The sequence below is a fragment of the Paenibacillus wuxiensis genome (assembly GCF_040195695.1).
Lineage (GTDB): Bacteria > Bacillota > Bacilli > Paenibacillales > Paenibacillaceae > Paenibacillus_B > Paenibacillus_B suaedae.
On sequence record NZ_JBEFZI010000009.1, the window covers coordinates 260,028 to 285,934 of the forward strand.

A 25,907-nucleotide genomic window follows, 5' to 3' on the forward strand; every position below is an offset into this window, starting at 1 on the left:
GGGGGCGACATGAGGCATAACTTTACTATCATTTGTATGATTATTGGAATATTTGTGGTTCCGCTCAATTCATCCATGGTTGCATTAGCTCTGGAACCAATAGCAAACGAGTTCCAAGTGCCGCTTTCCCAAGGGGCATGGGTCGTCACGATATATCTAATAGGGATGGCTGTCTTTCAAATCTTCGCAGGACGATTCGTGGATCGATTCGGCAGCATGCCAATTCTTTTTAGCGGTACAGTTATGTTTGCGTTAGGAACAATAATATGTTGGCTTGCCCCGACCTTTATGGGCTTGTTAATAGGCAGACTCATCCAAGCGAGTGGGGGCGCTGCACTCGTGCCAGCTAGTTCTGTACGATTGCGTGAGATGACGCCGATTGAAAGACAAGGGAGAATGTTTGGATTGTTAGGGGCTGCAGCTGGGATAGGAGCTGCACTAGGACCGCCGCTAGGTGGCTTATTTATTCAATATTATCATTGGCGTTTTCAATTTATAGTTACATTAATACTGATGCTTTTTCCTATTACGTTAATAGCGAACAAGAACCTAATATGCCGAGCTAGAAAGACGCAAAAGAAAATAAGGCAAACGAATGATTTTGTACTTCTTCGATTAGTAAGAGAGCTGTTTAAAATTCGCTCCTTTCGAGCTGCTGCTGCATCGGTATTCTTAAACAATTTCATGGTGTATCTGTTGCTGATGTGCGTGCCTTTGCTTGTAAAAGAAAAGTGGTATTTTAATTATGCAGGAAGTGGAACGGTAATGCTTGTCTTCTCCGTCGCTATGATCGCAGCTACAGCAGCAGGAGGTGCAATGAGCGATCGATTTGGAAAGCGCCCAGCTGTTCTCGCCGGATGTATACTCGCTTCCATTGCGGGTGGACTACTCTTGATAGCAAGCTCAAGCCAACTATTAGCACTGTTTATTGTTGGTGTCGGTTTGGCTGGGCTTAGCCTCGGAAGTGGAAATGCAGCAATACAGGCAACGGCATTGGAAGCTGGAGAAGCACAAGGAGCAGGAATAGCGGCTGGAATTTATTATGTCATACGATACCTAGGTTCGATTGTATCTACGTTGTGGCTATCCATAGCATCTATCGATGGGTCAGCAGTAAACTTCTCCTTGCTGTTGGCGGGGTTTATGGTCAGCGCCATCGCGGCAATACCTTGTGCTATTGGTATACCTATGAAAACAAGCGTTGCTTCGGAGAAAAATTGACATGTATAGATTGATTTGTTAGTTTGATAGTAAATCGGTCTAAAAGTTTCTAAAAGCTCAGCCAGACTTTTTGAACATGAAATATTCGTTAAATGGAGCCGCAAATGACAAAAATCACTCTTCGTCAACAAAAAGCACTTGAAACCAAGAACAAATTAATCGATTCTGCGTTAAGAGTTTTTTCTGAAAAGGGATATGACTCAAGCACGACCAAAGATATTGCTCGTGAAGCAGAGGTCACGGACGGATTAATCTATCATTATTTCAACTCCAAGGAAGAATTGCTCTGGGCAATTTTAGAGAAGCACACCATTAATCATGAATTGAAGAATACAGCAACTATGGATTCCTTGCAAAATCAACCATTAGATGTGATGCTCAATATGTATTTTGCAAATTTGATGGATATGCTGCATGACAAAAAAGAGCTAATTGTCATGTTTTTCGGAGAAGCGCAACGAAATCAAGAAGTACGGAATCGGCTTGTTATGACGATAGAAGAGGGAATGCAGCCTTTGTATCAATTATTGAAACAGCATGTGAGTAGGGATGATGAATACCTCTTCTCTGCAATACGTAATGTCCAGATGACATTGGTGATGTACTTCTTATTGTATGACAGATTTCAAACCGAACCCGTGGAGAGAGCACGTTATATTCAAATAACTGTTCAGCAGTTCATGCAAGTGATTTCGCAATGAGAAGAGCCATATATGGTTGTGCGAAAGTTTTAATAGCTGCCTCAATGAGAATGAGGATGCGAAGGAATCGTGCCTATTCAGCACGATTCTTTTTTATATATGACGAATTGTCAAAACTCCGATTGTGACAACTTACTCGAAAAATAGTTGCATCAAAAGGGTTGACGATCCGGTAGTTGTTCTGTATAGTTTCTTTAACAGTTAAAAGCATAAAAGCTTATACGCATTAAAGTGGTAAAGTAATTGTAAAAGTAAAACTACAATAAGAAGTGTCATCGATGAACGCATTTCTGCTTTAAGGGGTTAACTGGCACTGCGCATAGAAAGGGTGTACAATCATGATTGTTATTGTAAATAATGAGACATCTGAAGAACAGATCGCGAATATAGCCAGCATCATTGAAGGGCAAGGCAATCAAGTTCATATATCCCGTGGCACGGCTCATACGGTAATTGGGATAATTGGACATGCGGAGCCGAAGTTGGCAGAACATCTTAGACAAATGAAGGGCGTAGAGAACGTGGTTAAAATTACGAAATCATACAAACTGGCAAGTCGTGACTTCCATCCGGAAGATACGGTAATTGAAATACGCGGCGTGAAAATCGGCGGCGGCAATTTGGTAGTTATGGGAGGGCCGTGTGCGGTTGAATCACCTGCTCAAATCAATGAGATTGCACGGCTGGTGAAGGCAGCAGGCGGACAAGTTCTGCGCGGAGGAGCATTCAAGCCGCGTACTGGACCGTACAGCTTCCAAGGCATAGGCGTGGAAGGACTAGAGATGATGAAGGAAGCGGGCGAGAAGCACGGACTTCTTACCATTACAGAAGTGATGACGCCTGAATATGTAGATATTTGTGCGGAGCATGCGGATATTTTGCAGGTAGGCACACGGAATATGCAGAACTTCGATCTGCTGCGCAAACTTGGAGAATGCGGCAAACCGGTATTGCTCAAGCGCGGCTTCAGCGCAACTTATGACGAGTGGCTTAATGCTGCGGAATATATATTGGCAGGAGGCAATCCAAATGTCATGCTGTGTGAGCGCGGTATTCGCACATTCGAGACGTATACACGGAATACGTTTGATTTGACTGCAATTCCGGTTATGAAGCAGCTTAGCCACTTGCCGGTCATTGCCGATCCAAGCCATGCGACAGGACGCCGCGAGCTTGTTGAGACGATGTCGAAGGCTTCTGTAGCTGCTGGTGCGGACGGTCTTATTATTGAAATGCATACCGATCCAGACAATTCGATGACAGGCGATGGGGTGCAGTCCCTCTTCCCGGATCAATTCGCTGGCCTGCTGCGCGAGCTGGAGCAGCTTGCGCCACTGTGCGGCAAAACATTCGAGACGAAGAAGATGGATCCAGCCTTTTTTGATACGTGGGAAAAATAAAGGCGACGTAAGGCGTAAAGCGAGAGGTAAGAGGTAGACCTACATCATTGGGTTTGCCTCTTTTTTGTATCCTTTCAAATATAAAACTATATACTTTTAAATCAAAATATATATAATATTCTTAGAAGTGAATTTAAAAAAAGGAAGTTATAGCATATGACATTAACCATGGGCTTTATCGGGTTTGGGAAGTCAGCCAACCGGTATCATTTGCCTTACGTGAATACGCGTAAGCATATAAAAGTAAAAACAATTTATGTCCGGCACGTTAACGAACAATTAGCGGCTCCATATCGCGAAAAGGGTGTTGCCTTCACCACTGATTTGGATGAACTATTGAACGACAAAGAAATTCAATTGGTGACGATCTGTACGCCAGCACACACGCACTACGAATTGGCGAAACGAGTTATACTTGCAGGGAAATCAGTTATCGTTGAAAAACCATTCTGCGATACCGTTGAACACGCGAAAGAATTATTAGCTTTAGGCCGCGAAAAGGGTGTAGTCGTGATGCCTTACCAAAACCGTCGCTTCGATGGTGATTTCTTAGCTGTGAAGCAGGTCGTTGAACAAGGCTTCCTTGGCGACATTATGGAAGTTGAATCGCATATTGATTATTTCCGTCCTGGTTCAATCAGCCGCGAAGGTGCGAAAGAAGAAGGTTCATTCTATGGATTGGGTATTCACATGATGGATCGCATGGTTTCGCTATTCGGACGTCCAGATGTGGTGACCTACGATATTCGCAATAATGAAGTGGCAGGTGCGGTTGATAACTATTTCGATGTGGATCTTCATTACGGACACCAATTGAAAGTTAAACTGAAAACCAACCATGTCGTAGCAAAAGATTATCCGCGCTTTATCGTTCACGGAACAAATGGCTCATTCATCAAGTACGGTGAAGATCAGCAGGAAAATGATCTGAAAGCAGGCATTATGCCTGAGAGTGCAGGCTTTGGTGAAGATTCACCGATGTACTATGGCATTGCAAAATACCGGAACGCGAACGGTGATTGGATTGAAAAACAAATCAAAACTCCGCTTGGCGATTACGGTCGTTTCTATGATGCAGCGTATGAAACCATCGTACATGGCGCAGCAAAGCTTGTGAAAAACGAAGAAGCGATAACAAGCATGGAAATCTTGGAGAACGGATTTGCAGCACCATCCCCTTCCGTTTATAAGCTTGAGGCATTGCATTTGAATGAATAGAAGGTGTCTAAGCAGAACATCCAGCACATAGGAGGCGAGGAAATGGCAAGCGGGTCTACGCAAGTAAAATACCTCGCCATTTACCAAAAAATCAAACAGCAGATTTTAGACGGTGAGTATAAAGTCAATGAGAAAATCCCAAGCAGCCCGATCCTTGCTGAAGAATTCGGTGTGTCGGTTCTCACCATCAAAAAGGCGTTGGATCTGTTAGTTCGTGACGGCTACATCATCCGCCGACGGGGCAGTGGAACGGTGGTACAGGATTGGCATCAGCAGGAGAAGGCGCGAATGATTCAGACCTTAACCGGTACGAAAGCTGTGTACGGCAGTGAGGTTGAAAGCAAGATCATCGAGTTTGCGATTGTCGGAGCAGATGAAACCATTGCTGGAAAATTGGGGATTGCAGCCGGCGATTTTGTCTATAAAATCATCCGCCTCCGCATCATTCACGGTATTCCAACGATTATGGAGCATACATGGATGCCGATTTCGGTCATACCAGGTGTTGAAGCTTCGGTTCTAGAGCAATCAATATACTCGCACATACAAAACAAGCTTGGTCTTGAAGTGGGGACATCGATTGTCCGGGTCAAAGGAATTCGCCCAGATGAAAGGGAAAAGCAGTTTATGGACGTGCAGGATCAGGATTTCCTGATGCGGGTCGAACAGGTAGCCTACCTGACTGACGGACGCACCTTTGAGTACTCTTACGCCGACCATCTGCCAGAAACCTTTGAATTTGAAACTGTCATTACCGCGAAGAATTATAAAGAATCATAGACGTAACAGGATGGAGCGATTTTTTTGCCCATCCTGTTTTTATTTATCCTCAATTAAGCGTTAACCTCAGAATCACTTTTGTAGCCCGGTTTCCTTTGGAAATCTCGAATGCGTTCAGGAATGAAGTTTGATCGATGAACCTCCAGGTGTAAAAGTTGATGCTGGTGTAAGCATGAAAAAATACGGATATAAAAGATGATTTCTTAGGCGAGTAAGGAATTGAAGCAGCTGAATTTTTTAATGATAAAACTTATCTATATGTGTGATTGTGCAAATAAAATGAATGATAGGTTATGTACCGAAACGTAGTGTATTGATAAAAATTAGTTCAAACGATCAGGTATTGATGAAGTTAGTCTAAAATATACCGGAATGATCATGAGTATTTAAGGTGTGTAGGGAATGAAATCAATGTCAATGTTAGATAACCTTACATATAATAAAAAAATACCTTACATGAGTATTGACGAAAGAGCATCCTGCTACATATAATAATTTCAACAAATAATACAAAGTGAACATTCGGATGAAAAGAATATGAAATGTTCGGATTGGGGAGGAATCGAGATGTCAGTCAATACCGTGTTGGAGTTAATGAAAGAGAAACAAATTGAGTATGTGGATTTTCGTTTTATTGATCTGTTAGGTCGTGCGCATCATATCAGCTTGCCTGCATCCGAAGTGGATGAGAGCACGTTCGAGAACGGCGTTGCGTTTGACGGTTCCTCGATTACGGGTTTCCGTGGAATTGAAGAATCCGATATGGTCATGATGCCAGATACGGAGAGCAGTTATGTCGATCCATTTACGGCACGTCCGACGCTCATTATTATGTGCAACATCTTCACGCCTGACGGCGAGCGTTATGAGCGTGATCCTCGCAGCATTGCACAGAAGGCGGAAGAGTATTTGGCAACCACAGGAGTAGGCACGGATGCTTACTTTGCGCCAGAATCTGAATTTTTCATCTTCGATGATGTTCGTTATGAGAATACAATGAACAGTTCTTCCTTCTTCGTCGATTCCGAAGAGGCTTCTTGGAACACGAACCGTAAGGAAGAGGGAGGGAACCTGGGCTTCAAGATTCATACAAAAGGCGGATATGTACCCGTAGCGCCGATCGATACACAACAAGACTTGCGCAGTGAGATGTGCAGCCTGCTGCAAGAAGCAGGACTTCGCATTGAACGTCACCACCATGAGGTTGCAACGGCAGGGCAAGGCGAGATCAACTTCCGCTTTGATTCACTGACGCGTACTGCGGATAACCTGATGAAGTACAAATACATCGTGCACAACACGGCGCGTCGCTTCGGCAAAGTAGCGACCTTCATGCCGAAGCCGCTGTTCGGGGATAACGGAAGCGGGATGCACGTGCATCAATCGATCTTTAACGGCGATACACCGTTGTTCTATGAAAAGGGCGGCTATGCGAACTTGAGCGAGATGGCACTGCATTATATCGGCGGAATTTTGCACCACGCGCCAGCGCTTATCGCATTGACGAATCCGAGCACGAACTCCTTTAAGCGACTTGTGCCGGGATATGAAGCGCCTGTAAATCTTGTGTTCTCGAAAGGCAATCGTTCTGCGGCTGTACGTATTCCGGTAGCGGCTGTTACACCGAAGGGATGCCGGATTGAGTTCCGTACACCGGATTCTACGGCGAATCCATACCTGGCCTTCGCTGCAATGTTGATGGCAGGTCTCGACGGAATCAAGCGCAAGCTGGATCCTACAGAGCTTGGTTATGGTCCATATGACCGCAATATTTATGAACTGTCGGATGCGGAGAAGCGTGAGATTCGCAGCGTTCCAGCGACGATGGAAGAATCACTTGATGCACTTGAAGCTGACTATGAATTCTTGCTTGAAGGCGGAGTATTTACCAAAGCATTTATCGAAAATTATTTGCATATCAAACGCAAGGAAGCCAAATCCGTAGCGATCCGCATCCATCCGCAAGAATATAGCTTGTATTTTGATTGCTAATACCCACATTCATATCGTCATAGCCCTCGTGTCCCTAGCGGATACGGGGGTTTTTGTTTTTGGAACTTACTACGAACAGCAGCTTATTTTCTTCATGTTGTCCCTGGTTCCACAATTTTTATTTGACGGAATCGGGCATTAGAAGTTATCATGTTACTGAAATTACTTAAACGTTTAAGTTAACAACAACTAATAGATGGGATGGGAGGAGAAGGATGTGTCTAATCGCTTCTTCATTTCAATGTTGATGGTCTCATTGTGCACCATGATACTGCTCTCGGCTTGCGGCGTACAGCATGCGACCTCAACATCTCCGGAAGCTGGAGGGAAGAATGCACATCAGGAAGAAGGGCAAGCCGGAACGCACCCGGAGAAGGGAGCCCATTTGCTCGTATGGGAATCGAAGGGGCCTGAACTGGATTTTTTGAAAGCGGTCGCAGAAGATTTCGAACAGGAATATGGGATTGGTGTAAAAGTAGTGGCGGTTCCGTCAATCGACGCTGTCACGAAGCTGACGACAGATGGACCAGCCGGAATCGGGGCCGACGTGTTTTCCGCGCCGCATGATCATTTGGGGAATGCAGTCATGGCAGGGCTCGTGCTGCAAAATGATGCATACGACGAACAAATGAAACATCAAATTATGGATTCCGCCCTAGAAGGTGTCACCTATGATGGGGTGTTCTACGGTTTTCCAACCGCGATCGATACGTACGCGCTGTACTACAATAAAAAACTGCTGAATAAAGCTCCTGCCACTTATCAAGAGCTCATTCGGTTCGCTGATACGTATAACGATCCAAAAAACAAACAGTACGCCTTTATGTGGAATGTAGGGCAATTGTATCAGTCTTACTCGTTTCTGGCAGGCTACGGGGGATACATCTTTGGCAATGGAGGGAAGGATGCTGGTGATATCGGCTTGAGCAATGCGGAATCGATTGCAGGAGCCGAGTTCTTTCAATCTTTGAAAAAAATCCTGCCTGTCAACAGCAACGATATGAACGACAATATCATTACCGGATTTTTCATGGAAGGGAAAACAGCTGCTATCATAGGAGGGCCTTGGCTCATGACGGACGTGAAGAGCGCGGGCATCGATTTCGGAGTGGCGCCGCTTCCTCTGCTGCCTAATGGAGAACATCCACGAAGCATGTCCGGCATCCGGGCGCTGTATGTGAGTTCCTATACCGAATATCCGGTTGCTGCGAAGCTGTTCGCGAGCTATGCGACCTCTCGCAAAAATCTCGTCAAGCGATATGAAATGACAACACAACTGCCGCCGAGACAAGACATGATGGAGGAGCCGAGCATCAAGGGGAATGCGAACGCACTTGCCTTTCTGGAACAAACGAAGCATTCTGCTCCAATGCCGTCCATCCCAGAAATGGGCAACGTATGGGTGCCGGCGGGGGCTGCCCTTGCTGCAATATGGAATGACAATCAACAACCAGGCGAAGTTTTAAAAAAGGCAGTCGAGCAGATCAATACAGCGATTCAGACAAAAAAATAGCTTCATCCTGAATTACATCGTGCTCAAAGCGGACTTTTTGAACTACATCTAAAAAAATCGACGAAGGCGGTCTTCCGAATGGAACTGACAACAGGTGCCCGTCGGCATCGGACGAAAGCGGCTGTATTCTCCGCTGTGTGTATCGGATTAGGCCAGCTGTACAACAAGCAGTATATGAAGGGCTTGCTGTGGATGATCGCGGCACAGTTATTCTTTTGGATCTACTATCCGATTGCTTATCGAGGAATTAGAGGGCTGATAACGTTAGGCGACGCGCCTACGAAGGTGGTTGCCGGACAAGTGTTCGAAGGCGATCATTCTATTTTCATGATGATTGAAGGACTTATTACGTTGGTGCTCATTCTCTTGTTCGCCGGGTGCTATGTCCTGAATATTTATGACGCAAAGAGAAACGGAGCATTGCGGGATGAAGGACACCCTGCTCCGGGGTTCATCGAATCCATCAAGCAGACGAAGCTTCGGCATTTCCCATATCTGCTGCTGCTGCCTTCTATCTGCTTCGTGCTGTTCGTAACGGTAGTGCCGCTCATCTTCAATGTGCTGATTGCCTTCACGAATTATTCGGCTCCGAACCATATTCCCGACCGGAACTTAGTAGATTGGACGGGGCTAAGCTCGTTTTATGATTTATTTGCACAAGAAGCGTGGCGCAACACCTTCTTCGGCATTTCGGTGTGGAACGTCATCTGGGCTGCGGCCTCTACGGTGTCCGTCTTTTTTAGTGGGCTTCTGCTAGCATTGATGGTGAACCATCCCAAAGTGAAATTCAAAAAGTTTTGGCGTACGATGTTCATTTTGCCGTGGGCGGTTCCGCAATTTATATCGATTCTGGTATTCAGGGTGCTGCTGAACGGTTCGTTCGGACCTGTGAACGATATGATCACCAAGCTCGGATTAGAGCCAGTACCTTGGTTGTCTGATCCGACGATGGCCAAGTTTACGATTCTGCTCGTGAACTTGTGGTTCTCCACTCCGTTCCTGATGGCATTGATGTCAGGGGTATTAACGACAATGCCGAAGGACTTGTACGAAGCTGCCGCTGTGGATGGAGCAACGGGAACGCAGAGATTCGTCAAGCTGACGCTTCCGTTGGTATTGGCGGCGACGGCACCGATTTTAATCATGCAATTTGCTTTTAACTTCAATAACTTTAATTTGATCTACATGCTAACGGACGGCAATCCGACCCAGCCTGATTATTATTACGCGGGCAGCACGGATATTTTAATCTCTTGGATATTCAAGATGACGTTGAATCAAAGCCAGTTCAATATGGCCTCTGCTGTCTCGATCATTATGTTCGTCTTTATCACGGTATTCTCCTTATGGAACTATCGGCGGATGAAGATAACTCAAGAAGAGGATATGGTCTAAATGTCTAAATTGCTGAACAACTTGGTCGTGGCGGGCATCTACGCGGTGTTTGCCGTGCTGCTCCTGACAACGGTATATCCGTTGGTTTGGGTAATCGGAACTTCGCTTAACCCGGGCAATTCCTTAATGGTAAGCCGAATGTTTCCTGATCAGCCCACGCTCGCTCATTATACGGAACTGATTCGAAATACGGATTTCGTGCTATGGTTTTCGAACACAGTCACGATCGCTCTTGCGAATGCGGCATTATCAACGACATTGGTGGCAGCGACGGCCTATGCATTTTCCCGTTTTCGATTCAAAGGGAGAAAGCAAGGGTTAATGACATTGCTCATTCTTCAAATGTTTCCGGGCTTTCTGTCCATCATGGCAATCTTCGTGCTCCTGATGCAGACGAAGCTGCTTGATACGCATTTGGGTCTCATTCTCATCTATGCGGGCGGTTCTATTTCGATGGGAACTTGGGTCATGAAGGGCCATTTCGACACGATTCCGAAAAGCTTGGAGGAAGCGGCCTATATTGATGGCGCGGGCCACCTTGAGACGATGTTCAAAATCATATTGCCATTGTCTTTGCCTGCAATTACGTTTGTTGCATTGAACAGCTTCATTACGCCATTCATGGATTTTATCCTGCCACAAATCGTGCTCAGATCATCTGAGAAGATGACGCTAGCCCAAGGCTTGTACAACATGGTGGCGAATGAGACGAATTCAAGCTTTACGACCTTCGCTGCTGGCGCCGTTCTTGTAGCGCTGCCGATTACGTTCCTGTATATGTATTTCCAGAAGTATCTCATTCATGGGATGACGGCAGGTGCAGACAAAGGCTGACGACAGGGTACATCCTGAGCAATCTTCGTGATCAAAAGCGACCATAAATTAGTGTCTGAAAGTCGGTTTTCAGCACCGAGAAGGTTGCAAGAATTCGAGAGTGAATGCAAGATTCGATGTCGAGTTTACATCCTGAATAATCTTCGTGATCAAAAGCGACAAAAAGGAGTTTGTTATGTTACAGGAAGCGATCTACCATAGACCTGGAAATTCATATTGCTATTCTTACGATAACGACACGATCCATATCCGGCTGCGCGCGAAGAAAGGTGATCTTCAGTCGGTCACAGCTCTGTATGGTGATAAATACGATTGGGACAAGACCGTAAGGGAAGCTGCCATGTTCATCATGGGCAGTGACGAACTGTTCGATTATTGGCATGTGGAGGTAGCTCCTCCGCACAAGCGGCTTCGTTATGCCTTTGAATTAGCTGCGGGCGAGCAGACGATATGGTATACGGAAAAGGGATTCGTTGCCGAAAAGCCAGCTGATCCACTGACGTTTTTCGACTATCCGTTCTTATGGTCAAGCGAGGTGCTACAGCCGCCGGCGTGGGTGAAGGATGCGGTGTTCTATCAGATTTTCCCTGATCGGTTTGCCAACGGGAACCCTGACAATGATCCTGAACAGGTGCGGCCTTGGGCAGCCGACGATCCGGGGCAGGATGATTTCTACGGCGGTGATCTCCAAGGGGTGTTGGATCGTCTGGATTACATCAGCGAGCTTGGCGTTAATGCCATTTACTTTACCCCGTTGTTCGAGGCAAAGACGAATCATAAATATGACACGACGGATTATTTGAAGGTGGATCCGCAGTTTGGCGACGTGGCCCTGTTGAAGAAACTGGTGAAGGCCTGCCACGACCGGGGGATTCGCGTTATCTTGGATGCGGTATTCAATCATTGCGGCTATTGGTTCGCCCCGTTCCAGGACGTTATGAAGCATGGGGAAGCATCACGCTATCGGGACTGGTTCCATATCGAGCAATTTCCGCTCGTGCGGGAGCCGAGAGCATCTTACCGCTGCTTCGCCTTCGAATCTCACATGCCGAAGCTGAATACGGTCAATCCCGAAGTCAAAGCCTACCTGCTTGAAGTCGCGCAATATTGGATTCAGGAATGCGATATCGATGGCTGGAGATTGGATGTTGCGAATGAGATCGACCATGATTTCTGGCGGGAGTTCCGCAGAACATGCAAAGGATTGAAGCCGGATTTTTATATTTTGGGTGAGATATGGCATGATGCGATGCCTTGGCTGCGCGGCGATCAGTTTGACGCGGTTATGAATTATCCGGCTACGGCGGCCATTCTTGATTTCTTTGCAAAAGGGACAATCGATGCGGAACAGTTCTCTTATCAAGTGAACAGGTTGTTGGCTGACTATCCGAAGCAAGTGGGTGAAGCTACTTTCACGATATTGGGCAGCCATGATACCCCGCGTTTGTTAACCATGGCTCAAGATGAACGCAAAATGAAACTTGCAGCGCTGTTCCAGTTCACCTTCCTCGGTGCGCCATGCATTTATTACGGGGACGAGGTGGGCATGACAGGCCGGCCGGATCCGGATTGCCGGAAGCCCATGGTATGGGAAGAGAAGAAGCAGAATGGCGGACTGCTGCGTTTTTATCGGGAACTGATCGCTTTGCGTACCGCCCATCCAGCACTGCGGCAAGGCTCATTCCGATTCTTTTATGCATCCGGAGATCACTTGGTCATCCGAAGACAGCATGCTGACGAGCAAATGTATATTTGCTTCAATAATAGCGAGCAGGCAGGAGCGTTCTCCTTTTCGTTGGAGCAGGCCGATTCGTTGTCGTTATCACCTTCGATGCTCGGAGATGGATCATTTGCGTTGGAAAATAACAACGTTACAATTAACTTGCCTGCGTATGGTTGGGTGGTATTGATGGCTGAATCAAGCTAAATGAAGATAAATGGAGCTGCGACTAGATATGGTCTGCGGGAGACAAGGGCTAAATTGACACCCTATGGGCGGTATGCTTTAATTGGCTTAAACGTTTAAGTCTAAGCCGAGCGAGGTCGAATAAGATGAAGAAGACAACGATAAAAGATATCGCCCAAGCAGCGGGTGTGTCCATTGCTACTGTGTCCTATATATTGAATGACGTTAAGAATCAATCCATTTCGAATGAGACGCGCGTCAAGGTGTTAAAAATCGCGCAGCAGCTCAAATACGTGCCGAACCGAACAGCCCGCTCTTTAAAAGTAAAGAAGTCGGGCTTGATTGGAATTCTGGTATTCAAGGACGATCAACAAAGCCTTGGGTCAGATTTGAAGTACGCCAAGACCATAAGCAAGATCGAACAGCAATGCAGTGCGCTTGGCTATCATGTTATTTATATGCAAATCGACAATACGGAACCGTCATACAAGGTTATTATGGAACGGAATTTGGACGGCGTATTTTTAATCAATGTGGATCAGGAGCGATTTGCGACGATTACGCCCTACTTTGGCTTCGGGATTCCCGTGTTTGTCGTGGACAGTTATATTGAAGACTCGCTTTTTCATAAAATTATGCCTGATGTGGAAGCGGGCTTTCAACGATCCTGCGATTTGCTGAATGAAGCTCCGCAGTTTCTTATCATGGATCGCTACAACAATAACCAATGGGCGGATGTTATCAAGCAGGCATCGGGCTTGCCGGAAGAACGGATTCATGTATATGAACACAGCCAGGGGATGGAGTCCTTCTTGACCAAGTTCGATGGCCAGCCGGGCATCGTACTGAACGAATTTATTGCCAATGAAGCCGCCAAAGTCCATCCCAACTTGATTGCATGGTGCACGTGCCACTGTCCCGAAATTCTCGGTCAAGATACAGAGAGGGTCACTTTCGACTTGAGTAGATACGATTCATTTGTAGGCGTTATGAACAGCTTTATTGATGATGTGGAGTATGTGCACGAGGAGAAGTTTTTGAAATTGCCAGTCTCCTCGTAGATCAATATATGAGGAGAAATGCGTAGTGGATTCATCACGTCTTATTGAGATTGACGAATTTTATTCGAGCATCCTATCTAATCGAAGAAAAGTATTTATTTACTTGCCTCCGAGCTATCGGACGAACGAACAGAAGCGGTATCCCGTGCTCTATATGCACGATGGGCAGCATGCCTTTTTCGCGGATCACAAGGGAGACTCCTGGGATGTCCATCTTACGGTTGATCGTCTTGTAGCCGAAGGCAGGATGAAGGAAATCATCGTAGTGGCCATTTCCCATATCGAAGATGCACGGATTGCGGAGTACATGCATGCGAATCCGGATGGGCACAACCTATTTAACACAGCGAATCAAGGCGAGATGTACGAGCAGTTTCTCGTAGAGGAAGTGAAGCCTTATATCGATCGAGAATACCGTACACTTCCAGGCAAGGAGCACACTGCCTTAATGGGGTCATCCGCTGGCGGCTTGGTGTCCTACAATATCGGATTTCGCCAATCGGATACGTTCGGCATGATCGGGGCATTATGTCCGTTCGTCGTTAGCGTAAATCCGGATACGATGGAGGATCGCTGGCTAAGTCATATCTATACGGAAAAGAAGGATCTCAAGATCTGGATGGATGTAGGTGATGCGGAAGGCTTTACCGTTATGGAGAAGCATGTGCGGCAGGTCGTAGACACGCTCGTTCGGATCGGATATGAGCCGGGGAATGATCTGATGTATTACTATGCCGTCGGTTCCGGACACGCGCAGAAGGATTGGGCCGCAAGGGTTCATGCGCCACTCCTTTATTTCTTCGGAGATATCGGTACGCCTGTACATGCTGAACTGCACGGTTCCCATGTAGTCGGAATTCTGGGGCCGACGCTAAGGTTCAATGCGGTCGTTCATTACGACAGCGGTTTTGTCATGACGGATTTGAACGCTCGGTATGAAGTGGCCGATCCCCGCATCCTAGAAGTAACCGTGGATGGAACGCTCATTCCGAAGCGGTCGGGCAAGACGCGCGTCATCTATCATCATGATCAGCTCACAGCACATGCAGAAATTACAGTTATTCCGTATCTTTCGGAGACGGCTGCAGTTACGTTGGTCGTAAAGGTGCCCGAAAATACGCCGCCTACCGAAAGGCTGTATGCAGGGATCGAGCTGCCAATAATCGATGAAGGGCAATATGGAGGCACGTTCGAGGTGCCGCGGGATATGGCGTTCGAGTTCCGGATTTCCCGTGGCTTGGGCAAACATGAGACGGATCGTTACGGTCAAGAAGTGCCATATCGCAAATTTACGGTTACTGATGGTTTGGAGCTGTATTACGAAGTCGAGAATTGGATCGATTTAGCGTCGGAAAGGTTGGAGGAGCGATGAGCACGAAGTACGGATCAAGCATCCTGCGCGTTGAAACATTTCACTCGGAACATCTGAACAACGATAGAGAGCTGTTCATTTATCTTCCTCCGAGCTACCAACAAGATTCGAACAAGCGGTATCCAGTCTTATACATGCATGACGGTCAAAATATTTTTCATTCGGCCTTCAACGGCTATTCATGGAACGTGCACGCTGCCGCCGATAAGCTGATTGCCGAACAGCGTATTGAGGAGATCATCATTGTCGGCATTCCGAATATGGGGATGGAGCGGGCAGATGAGTTCACGCATGATTTGGAGGGCGTTTGTTATCAGGACGACAAGTTTTCAGTTCAACCGCGAGGCCATCAGTATGAGCGTTTCTTGATCGAAGAGGTCAAGCCTTATGTGGATGCCTTATTCCGCACGCTGCCTGAGCAGGAGCATACGGCCTTAATGGGCTCTTCGAGGGGCGGGCAGGTGACATACCATATTGGGCTACGGCGTCCCGACGTGTTCAGCATGCTGGGGATTGTCTCTCCTTACTTGTATTGCGTTTATCCCGAAACCTTGGAAGAAGTGCCTTTGTACCATACCTTTACCGCCAAGCAGTCCATTAAGAAAATTTGGATCGATCTCGGCAGCCGTGAAGGGCTGCTGGTCATGGAAAAGCATGTGCGCGAAGCAGCAGAAAAATTGCTTAGCATTGGCTACAAAGCAGATGACGAGCTTGTCTACCTCTATGAGCCCGGTGCGGCGCACGTGGAGAAGGATTGGGCAGCAAGAGTATCTGCACCGCTTCTTCACTTCTTCGGCAAGCGCGGCAAGGCTTGCTCTCTTACACTGCAAGGCGATCAAGTGGTTGGGATCGCCGGGCCTCCGTGCCGGCTGAATCCGATTATCGAGTTCGATTCCGGCTTCAAGATGTCAGTGCTTCGTGCTGCGTACTGTGTAGCGGATGAGCAAATCGCGCAGGTTCGGGACGACGGCAGGGTCATTCCGCTTCGCCCGGGCGTTACGGAAGTAACGGTGCAATTTGAGGGATGGGAAGCCTCGCTGCCTCTGCAAATTGTGGAGGAGCTCCGTACGCATGTTGATTTGGAGATCATTGTCCATGTGCCGCCTGGTACACCGCAGGATCTCAAGCTGTACGCTTGGTTCCCGTTGACGTACGATCCGAACAAGGATGTATATGCGACACGCCTGCGTATCCCGCTGCATACAGATTGGCTGTTCCAAGTGAACCGAGAAGACGGAATCGTGGAGGTTGATGGAGCGGGGGCTCGCGTCGAACGCAGCTATAAGGCAGAGCAGGATGCAACCTTAGAGATACATGTTGAGAGATGGAGCGGGCAGTAAGGATAAACGGATGGAAGCGCGATGTGAATGGACGAATAAATGAGTGATATGAGAATCGGCATTGGGAGAAGAATGAGACGAGAGGAAATGATACAGCATGAAGACATGGAAAACAGGCTTCCTATTTGGCGCTATCTTGTTCACGGGCATCGCATTAAGTACTTCGGCGATAATCGCCAATGCTGAGAAGAAAGGACTTGATGAGGAAGGAAAGAAACTGTCGATCGACAAGCTTGTAACGATAGACGATCATCTTCCAGTGCGAGAGCTGTCCGGGGCAATGGGCAATCGAACGATGTCGCCGATGGATAAAGATATCCCTAAGGAGTCCAGTATAGACGCTATCGATCATGGCGGTATAACGAAGGACGAGAATCGTAATCGTAAGAAGCCGGGAGTAAATCCTGACAGCAGCGACAAGAAGATGGACAAGCTGCCAGTAACCTATACGGTGAACGATGTAGAGGTTACGGTTCATTCGATTCGGGTTACGGAAAAGGCTACGGACTTCGAAGTGACGATTAAAAACAACTCGGATAAAGACAAGGTTACACTTGATATGCAAAAAGTAATAACGAAAGCGAACATCGGCGTTAAAGGGAGAACTACAGAAGCGGTCGAGATTGCATCGGATAATCCGGACTTTGCGGACAAAACGATTCGACCGAAGAAGGAACTGCATGGCTGGATCCGCAATCAAGGCTTGAAGGATCGAGATATTGTCAATTTGAAGCTCGCGTTATCCGTAAAAGGAGCCAAGGAGACAAGAACGTATTCGTTCTTTATCGATTGCACCAAGCTGAAGTTTCGTACCCTATAATCGGTAACTGATGCTGATGTGAACAAGGCGTGTGTGAGAAGAGATTTCTCATTCACGTCTTTTTCTTATGTTCTGCCATCTTTGCCCTGTAACGATGCCAACAACGACGCAAGGCTTCATTAACGATATAATCGAATATAATGGCTTGAAAAAAAATAAAAGAAAACCGAACCTTTTCGGGTGAACGAGGCAATATAGATTGTAAGCTTACCAAGGAGGGCCCTTTTTTCATGAAAGATATCAATATCGAGCATTGGATTGAACGGATGAAGGAAGGGGATTCGTCTGCATTTCAAGTGATCTATGATTGGTCATTCCCCGAAATTTACCGCTCCGTTGTCTTTTTGATGACGGAGAAAAATGAGATAGAGGATGTCATGAACGAAATTTATTTTCAGTTGTGGCGATCCATCGATAATTACGATGTGAATCGTCCCTTCCGATTTTGGATGCATGGCATTGCGCTGAAACAAATACAGAAGTGGAGAACAAAAAGCTGGAGGAGGTTCCGAATCTTCGAGAAGAAGAAGCTCTTGGAGAGAGAAGAGCATATGTTCTCGGATCGCCGGATTTTGGAGGCCGAGACCCATCAGGAGATGTTGACCATGGTTCATCAGCTCTCCTATAAGCTTCGAGCGGTGGTTATTCTGCGCTACTATCACGAATACACCTTCGATGAAATCGCTGAATTGCTGGACATTCCCGTAGGCACAGTCAAATCCAGGCATCATGCTGCATTGGGGAAGCTTCGCGAGCTCAGCCCGTATCTTGAATCAGAAAAGGAGCAGGAACTTTATGTCCATTGAACAACAACTGCGCGATAAGCTTCAGGATTGTGCGGAAGCAATGGAAAATCCATCTGACATGCAGAAGCGCATTCAAGAAGTTTCTTACGAACGATATCGTAATGAAAAAAACAAAGAAACATCAAAATCAAATCTGAACATTCGCATGGTAGCATGCGTGCTTGCGGTTGTACTCCTCGCGCCGATTGTCATCTATACCGGGCCTACCGTAGCTGCGCAGATTCGTGCCTTGCTCAATCTATCCGGGACGGAAGATGTGCGCAGCTTCATCACGAAGGATGAGGATTCAGATTATGTTACCACGAACTTATATGCGGATGAGATTAGCGGCAATAAGACGGCGCAAGAAGTGCTTGCACGCATTTACCGTGGGTTCCCTGAGACGAAGGATTTCGACATCGCAAGCGCTCAAATTGCCAAGGGAATCAATGGAGGGGAAAAGATTCATACATTAAATGTAATTCTAATGGGAAAAGGAAAGACATTCGAGGAGACGCATAAAGAGGTTGTAGCCAATGTCGATGTGGAGACAGGACAGATTCGGTTTGTGCAAGCGATAGGTCTAGAGCCATACGCTCCGCATGCTTCACAATTGCAGAAATCGGAAGCGATCGCGATGGCTAATGCATTTTTGAAGCAATTGGATGTGTCTATTGATGGATATCAGCCTGAAGTGGCAGGAACCCAGCCAGGTGAAGCACAAGGAATCGGTCAATTCATCGTCATCTACAAGCGTGTAGCGGATGGCAAAGAGATGTTCCAAGTAAATCTCCAAGATGGCAGTACAAGTGTTGCATTCTTCCCTTCGGAGAAGTCATGAAGCGGAATCGTCTAAGCCGCAGAGAAGGACTGGTAGCAGCAACATTCTTGCTGCCGAGCGCCATTGGCTTTGCCTTATTCTATCTCATTCCGTTCGGGATGGGGATCGTCTATTCGGTATTGGATCGAACGGTTGGCGGTTCATTTGTTGGACTCGCCAACTATCGGGAGCTGTTGAACAGTGATTCCTATCGTAAAGCCGTCTCGAATACGTTCTGGTTCACGGCGGTGAATGTCCCGCTGATGCTTATCCTGTCACTCGGGATCGCGCTCGTGCTGAACCGGAACCTTTATTTACGCCAATGGCTTCGGATGGCTTATGTGCTGCCGTTGGTTGTGCCCGTTGCTTCTGTTGTGATGGTGTGGCAAGTGTTGTTTGATTGGAACGGATCAATTAACGCTTGGATGCATGCTGTCGGGATTGAACAACAGGTAGACTGGATGAAGTCGGCTTGGGCGAGGGGCGTGATCTCAGTGTTCTACCTATGGAAACATATTGGCTACAACATCATCTTATTCCTTGCCGGACTGCAAAGCATCCCGCGAGATTACTATGAGACGGCTGAGCTGGAGGGAGCAGGCAAGTGGCGTCAATGTTACGGGATTACACTTGTCTATCTAACGCCGACGATGGTCTTCGTCGTCCTCATGTCGATGATGAATACGTTCAAAGTATTCCGTGAAACATACCTGATCGCAGGTGATTATCCGCATGACAGCATCTACACGCTTCAGCATTATATGAACAATATGTTCCTCGCAATGGATGTGCAGAAGCTGTCAGCGGCTGCGACACTGATGGTGATCGGGATCTTTATCATCGTGGCGCTGCTGCTTCGAGTAGAGAAGCGATATACACAATTTATGGAATGAAACGGGAGGAAGAATGAAGAAGGCGGGTTTCATTCGGAACCTATCGGTCACGCTGGTGATGGCATGCATCGGGGTCATCATGCTATTTCCTATTGTGATAACTTTCACAAATTCACTGATGACGGAGCAGGAAATTCGCGGCAATTACGGCCTAGTGGGTCAAATGCCAGTCGTTACGCAAGGAGAGACTGCTGTATATGTGAATCTGAAGCTCATCCCGGATTGGCTGTCCTTCGAGCAGTATGGGAGCGTTTTGCTAGAGACGCCGACGTATTTGTTCATGTTATGGAATTCCGTTGCAATGGTCGTGGCGATTATTGCGGGACAGACAGTTGTCAGTGCACTGGCTGCGTACGCTTTTGCCAAGCTCCGGTTCAGAGGCAGAGAAGGCTGGTTTCGGGTGTATTTGCTGACGATGCTGATGCCTTTCCAAGTGACCTTGGTTCCGAATTATATTATTGCTGACAAGTTGGGACTCATGAATACAGCTGGCGCGATTATTTTACCAGGGATATTCGCGGCATTCGGTGTGTTCATGTTGAGACAATTTATGCTCTCGATTCCCTATGCGCTTGTTGAAGCAGCTCAGATGGATGGAGCCGGTCATTACCGTATTTTCTATCAGATTATGCTGCCTTTGATGAAGCCGGGAATTGCGGCGCTGATTGTATTGCTGTTCGTTGATTATTGGAATATGGTCGAGCAGCCTTTGATCTTTTTGGAAGATGTCTTTAAACAGCCGTTATCACTCTATTTATCTAGAATTCATAAGGAAGCCCAAGGCATCGGCTTTGCCGCATCGCTGATCTATATGACGCCAATGGTGCTCCTGTTCTTATATGCGGAGTCTTATTTTATCGAAGGGGTCCAAATGTCGGGGATCAAAGGGTAGCTCATGAGAGGAGGGATAGGATGGCTACAGGGTTTACAGAAGCGCTGGATGCAAGTAAAAAACGAAAAATAGTAAGGCTCTCCAGCCTATTCGTAGGCTTGCTTCTTCTCCTTACCCTATCGAGCAATACCTTGCTGACCTTACATCTGCCGAAGGTGCGAACCGAGCAGGGAAGGCAAGACGCGTTAGTAACCGATTGGCGTGGTACGGCACGGCTGATGCCGCGGCAGCTTATCGAGTTATCGAACAAGGCGGAATGGTCAATCAAGGAAGTCCATGTGAAGGAAGGAGATCGAGTGGCGAAGGGGCAGACATTAATCACCTATGAGAACCCTTCTGCTGCTCAGGATATTCTGGACGTGCAGGCTGGTCTTGCAGGGCAGCAGCTCTCACTGGCTGACTTGCAAGATGCCTACATTGAAGCTGTACAAAATAACGATGAGATACAGGCGCGCCGCACGAAGCGGGAGTTGGAGCGGGCGCGAATAGCTATAGGAGTTCAGGAGCGAAAAGTGACCACGATGCAGTCGGAGGCGAGTGATCGCAAACGCATTATCGCGCCTTTTGACGGTATTGTGACACAGGTTCATGCGACGCCGCAGCAGCCTTCGGGGAGTGGCGGGCCAGATATTAGCATAGCTAATAGGCAGCAAGGTTATCAATTCGAAATGGTCATCCCGGATGACTTAGGCCTGAAACTGCGTACCGATGAGAAGTTGAAAGTTCAAATCGAGCATGAGGGGACCAAAATCCCGGCTGAAGGGATTATTACGGACATTCGTCCGATGTCAGGTGCTGATGGAGGTGCTTCCTTGCAAGATGGGGTGGGAGGAAGTGCGTCTCAGACGGTTTCCGGCCAACGGGTCGTTGTAAAGGTGCAACATCCGAATGTTCAGGCGAATGAACTTGTGAGTGTGGAATTGACACAATCGGAGAAGACCGATGGAGGTATGCTCGTATCGAACGAAGCGATACGTCAGGAAGGGAAGAACAGCTATGTTCTTGTCATCGAAGAGCGTCCAGGACCGCTCGGCAATACCTTCATTGTTCGCAAATCTCCCGTCCGGTTAGGGAGGACGAATGGGCAAGAAACACTGGTGCTGCAAGGGGTATATGGGAAAGATCGAATAATTGTCGAGAGCAGCGAACCGCTAACCGAAGGTCAACGTGTTAGGGTGTAATGCGCTTGAACTGCATGAATCGTATGGAGAATGGGGAGGAGAGGTTTAGGATGAACAAAAGGAGTGTGCTTGGTTTACTCGTTGCCTTAGCAATGGCGTTGACAGCGTGCGCAGGTGGACAGAATGGTGAGTCTAAGCAGGAAGGAAAGCAGGGCCGCGACGGGAAGAAAACCTTAGTTCTATCTGTATTTCAAACGGATCCTGTGTATGCGCAGGCGGTGAAGTTGTATGGAGAGCAGCATCCTGATGTGGATATTCAAATCAAGGTATACAACAAAGGGGAAGGCTCCAGTCAAGAAGGGGATCTAGAGAAATATGTGAACACCACGAATACAGAGCTATTGTCTGGTAAAGGGGCCGATCTGATTGCTTTAGATGTGGAAGGTCTGCCGGTTGGGAAATACGTAGACAAGCAAGCGCTGGTGAACTTGAGTGAGTTGATGAAGCAGGACCCTGCCTTTGATTCCAGTTCGTATGAGATGAACATCTTGGATGGGGCTAAGATGCGAGGGGGGCTTTATTCGCTGCCTTTGCGGTTTTTCTTAGACAGTTTGATGGGCGATGCAAAGGCAATTCAGCAATCCGGCGTGAAATTCGATGACCGCACATGGACATGGGGAGAATTCACGACGGTGGGCACACGTCTGGCGGTATCCGGCGGACATACGTATTCGATGGGGAATACACCGCCCGAGCGGATGTTGAACTTTCTATTCGCCGATAACTATACTCGCATTGTTCATGAAGAGAAACGCTCTGCTAGTTTCGATGCCAATGCATTCGTTGAACTGATGGAGCAAGTGAAGACGATGTATGCGGACAAGGTGGTTACGGATGCGGAAGTGGAAGCAGGAGATTATTTCTTTGCTCCGGCCTTGATCCTATCGGCTGAAGATTATTTCATTGGACCAGCGATGTTCTATGAGCAAGGAAAGATCTATCGCAAGCCGCTCACAACGGGGCAACAGACTGGAGGCACCTTCATGATGCATAAGAACTTAGGGCTCAACGCGAATTCGAGCATGCAGGCGGAAGCGTGGGACTTCATGAAGTTCTTATTGTCCGAGGAGATCCAGACGTTGCCTGGACTACAAGGATTCTCTGTCAATAAAAAGGTAAACGAAAAGACGTTTAAGGATCTTCTAGACAAAGGAGCGATCGAATCGCCCATGGGTTCCTCGATCCCGGTTCAGAAGGCAGACATCGACATGATCAAGCAGATGCTGGAGCATGCGACTACACCGCAAACGAATGATTCGAAGATTCAATCGATTATTGATGAGGAAGCGAAGGCTTACTTTAGCGGTCAGAAATCGGCACAAGCGGTCGCGGAGTTGATCGCGAACCGTGTGACGACCTATTTAAATGAATAGACGATAATGGGGGTAGACGCCAATGGGAAGAAATAGGGAAGGAAACAGGATGAGATAGTGGATGACAATCCTATCGCTCGCGGTAGCAGTAAGCATTTCGGCTTGCGGATTTCAAGGACACGAAGAGAAGGATGCTGGCGAGAGCAAGAGAGTCTCTTTGAATGTGCAGCAGGAACAAGGACACGAAGAAAAAGACAATAACAAAACGGAAAATAAGGTTGCTGAGCAAGGAATAATCCAAGTGTTCTCAAATTTGATGTCGGTAAAGCTCCCACAGGGATTAGAGTTGCAATTGGATGAGACATCGAACTCGGAGCTTGTCTATACGGACAGCCATAAGAGAGTGAAGCTCGAGATGCGGCATGACCCAGAGCAACGCGTGACCGATGCTGGTATTGATGGAGCACGATTGAAGATGAAGTTGATTTTGGAACAAGACAGTGAAGGCGAACAGCTGGAGTGGTTGAAAAATGAAACGTTACTCGTTCATGGAAAGCACTTTGCAGTCAATGAAGTCATCATGCCTTCACAGAAGGGAGACACTTATCTTTTCGTTGGTTGGGCGGAATTAGCTGGGGCACTTCTGGAGATTCATTTTAGCGCTCCAGCTAATGAGCAAGATGAATGGCAGAAGGCCATTCATGAGATGATTGAATCGATTCAGATGTAGGAATATGAACCGCTTAGCGACATCGCTAAGCGGTTTTTTGCTTATGGAAAACCATCTCTAGAGAACAAAACCGAAATCTTTGGCGTTACCCTGGAGTTTTTGAGATCATAATCCATTTCTTCAAGGATTGTTTGTGGAACTTCCGCTTTAGTTAAGATTGTGTCCAATTCGGTTTCGGTATATGTTGTATTCTCGGCGAATGTTGTACCCATGCTGATAGTGAATGTAAGAACCAATACCGTGAGTAAAGTTATTTCTTGATACTTTTACTACTCAAAATTTTTTAGTTGTCGGTAAAACATATCTTGCAACTTATGAACACTTCAAAAATGATAGCACTTACAAATTAGTGATAATAGATGAAACTGATACAAAATAAACCGAGGAATATATTGCCTGTATACTAATTTTTGTTAAATTCCGCAATATTCGAAAGTTGCATGCCTTCCTCGAGGGGAAATAATAATGCAAATGTATTACATGACTAAAAATTAGATCGGACTCGATGTATTACATATACACCGCCAATTTTTTAGTTGTATCTTCGTTTTAGCAACTGAAAAAAGGTTACGTCTATCCCTCCTTTGGAGGGGTTTTTTATAGGCGCTAAAGTCAGGGGAATTACCGATGAAACACTTGTTTTCCGTAACGAACGCATCCATGTTAAGATACCTATAGATTCGAGATTGGATAGATTCATAATAGTGGCTCGGTAATTCCGAATGGTCGGTCAAGATGATGCATAATGTTGATGATCCGTATCTCTAGGAATCCGATGAGTATAAAGGTTCGGTAGGTTTTATGATCGATAAGGGGGATGCAGAAATGGCGGAATGTACGGCTTCATTTCGTATGGGAGAAGGACTAGACAATATCCTCGTGCTGGATCGCACGCAGCATCTGGAGGAGCTTGACATTCTGTATCCTTTTGCATTGGACGAGCTGCTGTGCAGACATACAGGCAAGGGAGGACCTGCTGTATGTCACCTGTGGCGTCATCCGCGGGGCTTTGTGATGGGACTGCGTGACAGCAGACTGCCGCATGCGGCAGAGGCGCAGCAATGGCTGGAATCGATTGGCTACTCGACGGCTGTTCGCAGCACGGGTGGGGCTGCCGTGCCACTTGATTTGGGAGTTGTGAATATTTCCTTGATACTGCCGAAGGAAGGGATGGGCGACAAATGCTTTCGCTCAGACTATGAGCGCATGTATCAGTTGATCAAGCTTGCTCTGCAGAACACGGGCTATACGGTCTACAAGGGTGAAATCGCTGGCGCGTATTGTCCTGGTGATTATGATCTCAGCATAGGCGGCATCAAATTTTGCGGCATTGCGCAGCGGCGTCAGGCCCATGCCTTTGTCGTGCAAGCATTCGTCATCTGCGAGGGTTCGGGCAAGGAGAGTGCTGAGCTCGTCCGCTCCTTCTATGAGCGTGCTGCGTCGGGTGAGGTGCAACCGGATCATCCTATTGTGACGGAAGATAAGACTGGCAGTCTGGAAGAGCTGGCTTCGCTCGGCAGCAGTGTTGGCGGCGGGGCGGCGCAAGTTTTTATAGAAGCTGTGAAACAAGTGGTGCGGGAACGTCAATCGAGCCGCAACATGGAGGAAGCAGCCGCAGGATTATGGATTCCGGAGCCGAAACAAGTACATGCGGTTATCGACACGCTGCGGGAGCGGTACGGTATCAAGTTCTCCGTGTGAGATATCTTAGTAAAAATATCTTAGTAAAATTTTTGAGTG

Annotated in this window: 22 protein-coding genes; all 22 read left to right on the forward strand. The window is 47.1% G+C overall.

Annotated elements, in window-relative coordinates:
* Positions 1–9 precede the first annotated feature (9 nt).
* The 22 genes from ABN764_RS21830 (at position 10) to ABN764_RS21935 (ending at position 25,868) form a co-directional block, all read left to right on the forward strand.
* On the forward strand, positions 10–1,221 hold the full coding sequence (locus tag ABN764_RS21830; protein WP_446673099.1) for an MFS transporter: 1,212 nt from the start codon (positions 10–12) through the stop codon (positions 1,219–1,221).
* A 104-nt stretch (positions 1,222–1,325) separates the two neighbouring features.
* Positions 1,326–1,922: a TetR/AcrR family transcriptional regulator gene (locus ABN764_RS21835; RefSeq protein ID WP_446673100.1), complete on the forward strand. Its 597-nt coding sequence runs from the start codon at positions 1,326–1,328 to the stop codon at positions 1,920–1,922.
* Positions 1,923–2,260: 338 nt separating this feature from the next.
* Positions 2,261–3,322, forward strand: a complete 1,062-nt coding sequence (gene aroF / locus ABN764_RS21840; RefSeq protein WP_028531878.1) for a 3-deoxy-7-phosphoheptulonate synthase — start codon at positions 2,261–2,263, stop codon at positions 3,320–3,322.
* Positions 3,323–3,478: 156 nt separating this feature from the next.
* Positions 3,479–4,540 (forward strand): oxidoreductase, encoded by a 1,062-nt coding sequence (locus ABN764_RS21845; RefSeq protein ID WP_446673101.1) that lies wholly within the window; start codon positions 3,479–3,481, stop codon positions 4,538–4,540.
* 42 nt (positions 4,541–4,582) lie between these two features.
* Positions 4,583–5,320, forward strand: a complete 738-nt coding sequence (locus tag ABN764_RS21850) for a GntR family transcriptional regulator (protein WP_446673102.1) — start codon at positions 4,583–4,585, stop codon at positions 5,318–5,320.
* A gap of 567 nt (positions 5,321–5,887) precedes the next feature.
* The gene (glnA, locus tag ABN764_RS21855) at positions 5,888–7,312 is read left to right on the forward strand and encodes a type I glutamate--ammonia ligase (RefSeq protein ID WP_028531881.1); all 1,425 of its coding nucleotides are present in this window, start codon (positions 5,888–5,890) and stop codon (positions 7,310–7,312) included.
* A gap of 217 nt (positions 7,313–7,529) precedes the next feature.
* Positions 7,530–8,825 carry a sugar ABC transporter substrate-binding protein gene (locus ABN764_RS21860; protein WP_446673103.1) on the forward strand — a complete coding sequence of 432 codons (1,296 nt, stop codon included), beginning with the start codon at positions 7,530–7,532 and terminating at the stop codon, positions 8,823–8,825.
* 78 nt (positions 8,826–8,903) lie between these two features.
* Positions 8,904–10,220 carry a sugar ABC transporter permease gene (locus tag ABN764_RS21865; protein WP_446673104.1) on the forward strand — a complete coding sequence of 439 codons (1,317 nt, stop codon included), beginning with the start codon at positions 8,904–8,906 and terminating at the stop codon, positions 10,218–10,220.
* A complete protein-coding gene (locus ABN764_RS21870) occupies positions 10,221–11,054 on the forward strand; it encodes a sugar ABC transporter permease (RefSeq protein ID WP_138187246.1) in 834 nt (277 codons plus the stop codon).
* A gap of 175 nt (positions 11,055–11,229) precedes the next feature.
* Positions 11,230–12,981, forward strand: a complete 1,752-nt coding sequence (locus ABN764_RS21875) for a glycoside hydrolase family 13 protein (RefSeq protein WP_446673105.1) — start codon at positions 11,230–11,232, stop codon at positions 12,979–12,981.
* A 125-nt stretch (positions 12,982–13,106) separates the two neighbouring features.
* Positions 13,107–14,021 carry a LacI family DNA-binding transcriptional regulator gene (locus tag ABN764_RS21880; protein ID WP_446673106.1) on the forward strand — a complete coding sequence of 305 codons (915 nt, stop codon included), beginning with the start codon at positions 13,107–13,109 and terminating at the stop codon, positions 14,019–14,021.
* Positions 14,022–14,046: 25 nt separating this feature from the next.
* A complete protein-coding gene (locus ABN764_RS21885) occupies positions 14,047–15,393 on the forward strand; it encodes an alpha/beta hydrolase (protein WP_446673107.1) in 1,347 nt (448 codons plus the stop codon).
* The gene (locus tag ABN764_RS21890; RefSeq protein ID WP_446673108.1) at positions 15,390–16,733 is read left to right on the forward strand and encodes an alpha/beta hydrolase; all 1,344 of its coding nucleotides are present in this window, start codon (positions 15,390–15,392) and stop codon (positions 16,731–16,733) included. Before ABN764_RS21885 ends, ABN764_RS21890 begins: the two co-directional genes overlap by 4 nt.
* Positions 16,734–16,830: 97 nt before the next feature.
* Complete coding sequence (locus tag ABN764_RS21895) at positions 16,831–17,553, forward strand: hypothetical protein (RefSeq protein ID WP_446673109.1); 723 nt, start codon at positions 16,831–16,833, stop codon at positions 17,551–17,553.
* A 230-nt stretch (positions 17,554–17,783) separates the two neighbouring features.
* Positions 17,784–18,359: a sigma-70 family RNA polymerase sigma factor gene (locus ABN764_RS21900; protein WP_446673110.1), complete on the forward strand. Its 576-nt coding sequence runs from the start codon at positions 17,784–17,786 to the stop codon at positions 18,357–18,359.
* Positions 18,349–19,179 (forward strand): hypothetical protein, encoded by an 831-nt coding sequence (locus tag ABN764_RS21905; protein WP_446673111.1) that lies wholly within the window; start codon positions 18,349–18,351, stop codon positions 19,177–19,179. The genes ABN764_RS21900 and ABN764_RS21905 overlap by 11 nt, the downstream gene beginning before the upstream one ends.
* Positions 19,176–20,051, forward strand: a complete 876-nt coding sequence (locus ABN764_RS21910; RefSeq protein ID WP_446673112.1) for a carbohydrate ABC transporter permease — start codon at positions 19,176–19,178, stop codon at positions 20,049–20,051. The genes ABN764_RS21905 and ABN764_RS21910 overlap by 4 nt, the downstream gene beginning before the upstream one ends.
* A 13-nt stretch (positions 20,052–20,064) precedes the next feature.
* Complete coding sequence (locus ABN764_RS21915; protein ID WP_446673113.1) at positions 20,065–20,943, forward strand: carbohydrate ABC transporter permease; 879 nt, start codon at positions 20,065–20,067, stop codon at positions 20,941–20,943.
* A gap of 20 nt (positions 20,944–20,963) precedes the next feature.
* Complete coding sequence (locus ABN764_RS21920; protein WP_446673114.1) at positions 20,964–22,124, forward strand: efflux RND transporter periplasmic adaptor subunit; 1,161 nt, start codon at positions 20,964–20,966, stop codon at positions 22,122–22,124.
* A gap of 50 nt (positions 22,125–22,174) precedes the next feature.
* The gene (locus tag ABN764_RS21925) at positions 22,175–23,497 is read left to right on the forward strand and encodes an ABC transporter substrate-binding protein (protein ID WP_446673115.1); all 1,323 of its coding nucleotides are present in this window, start codon (positions 22,175–22,177) and stop codon (positions 23,495–23,497) included.
* A 61-nt stretch (positions 23,498–23,558) separates the two neighbouring features.
* The gene (locus ABN764_RS21930; protein WP_446673116.1) at positions 23,559–24,167 is read left to right on the forward strand and encodes a hypothetical protein; all 609 of its coding nucleotides are present in this window, start codon (positions 23,559–23,561) and stop codon (positions 24,165–24,167) included.
* A gap of 825 nt (positions 24,168–24,992) precedes the next feature.
* Positions 24,993–25,868 (forward strand): lipoate--protein ligase family protein, encoded by an 876-nt coding sequence (locus ABN764_RS21935; protein WP_446673117.1) that lies wholly within the window; start codon positions 24,993–24,995, stop codon positions 25,866–25,868.
* The last annotated feature ends 39 nt before the right edge of the window (positions 25,869–25,907 follow it).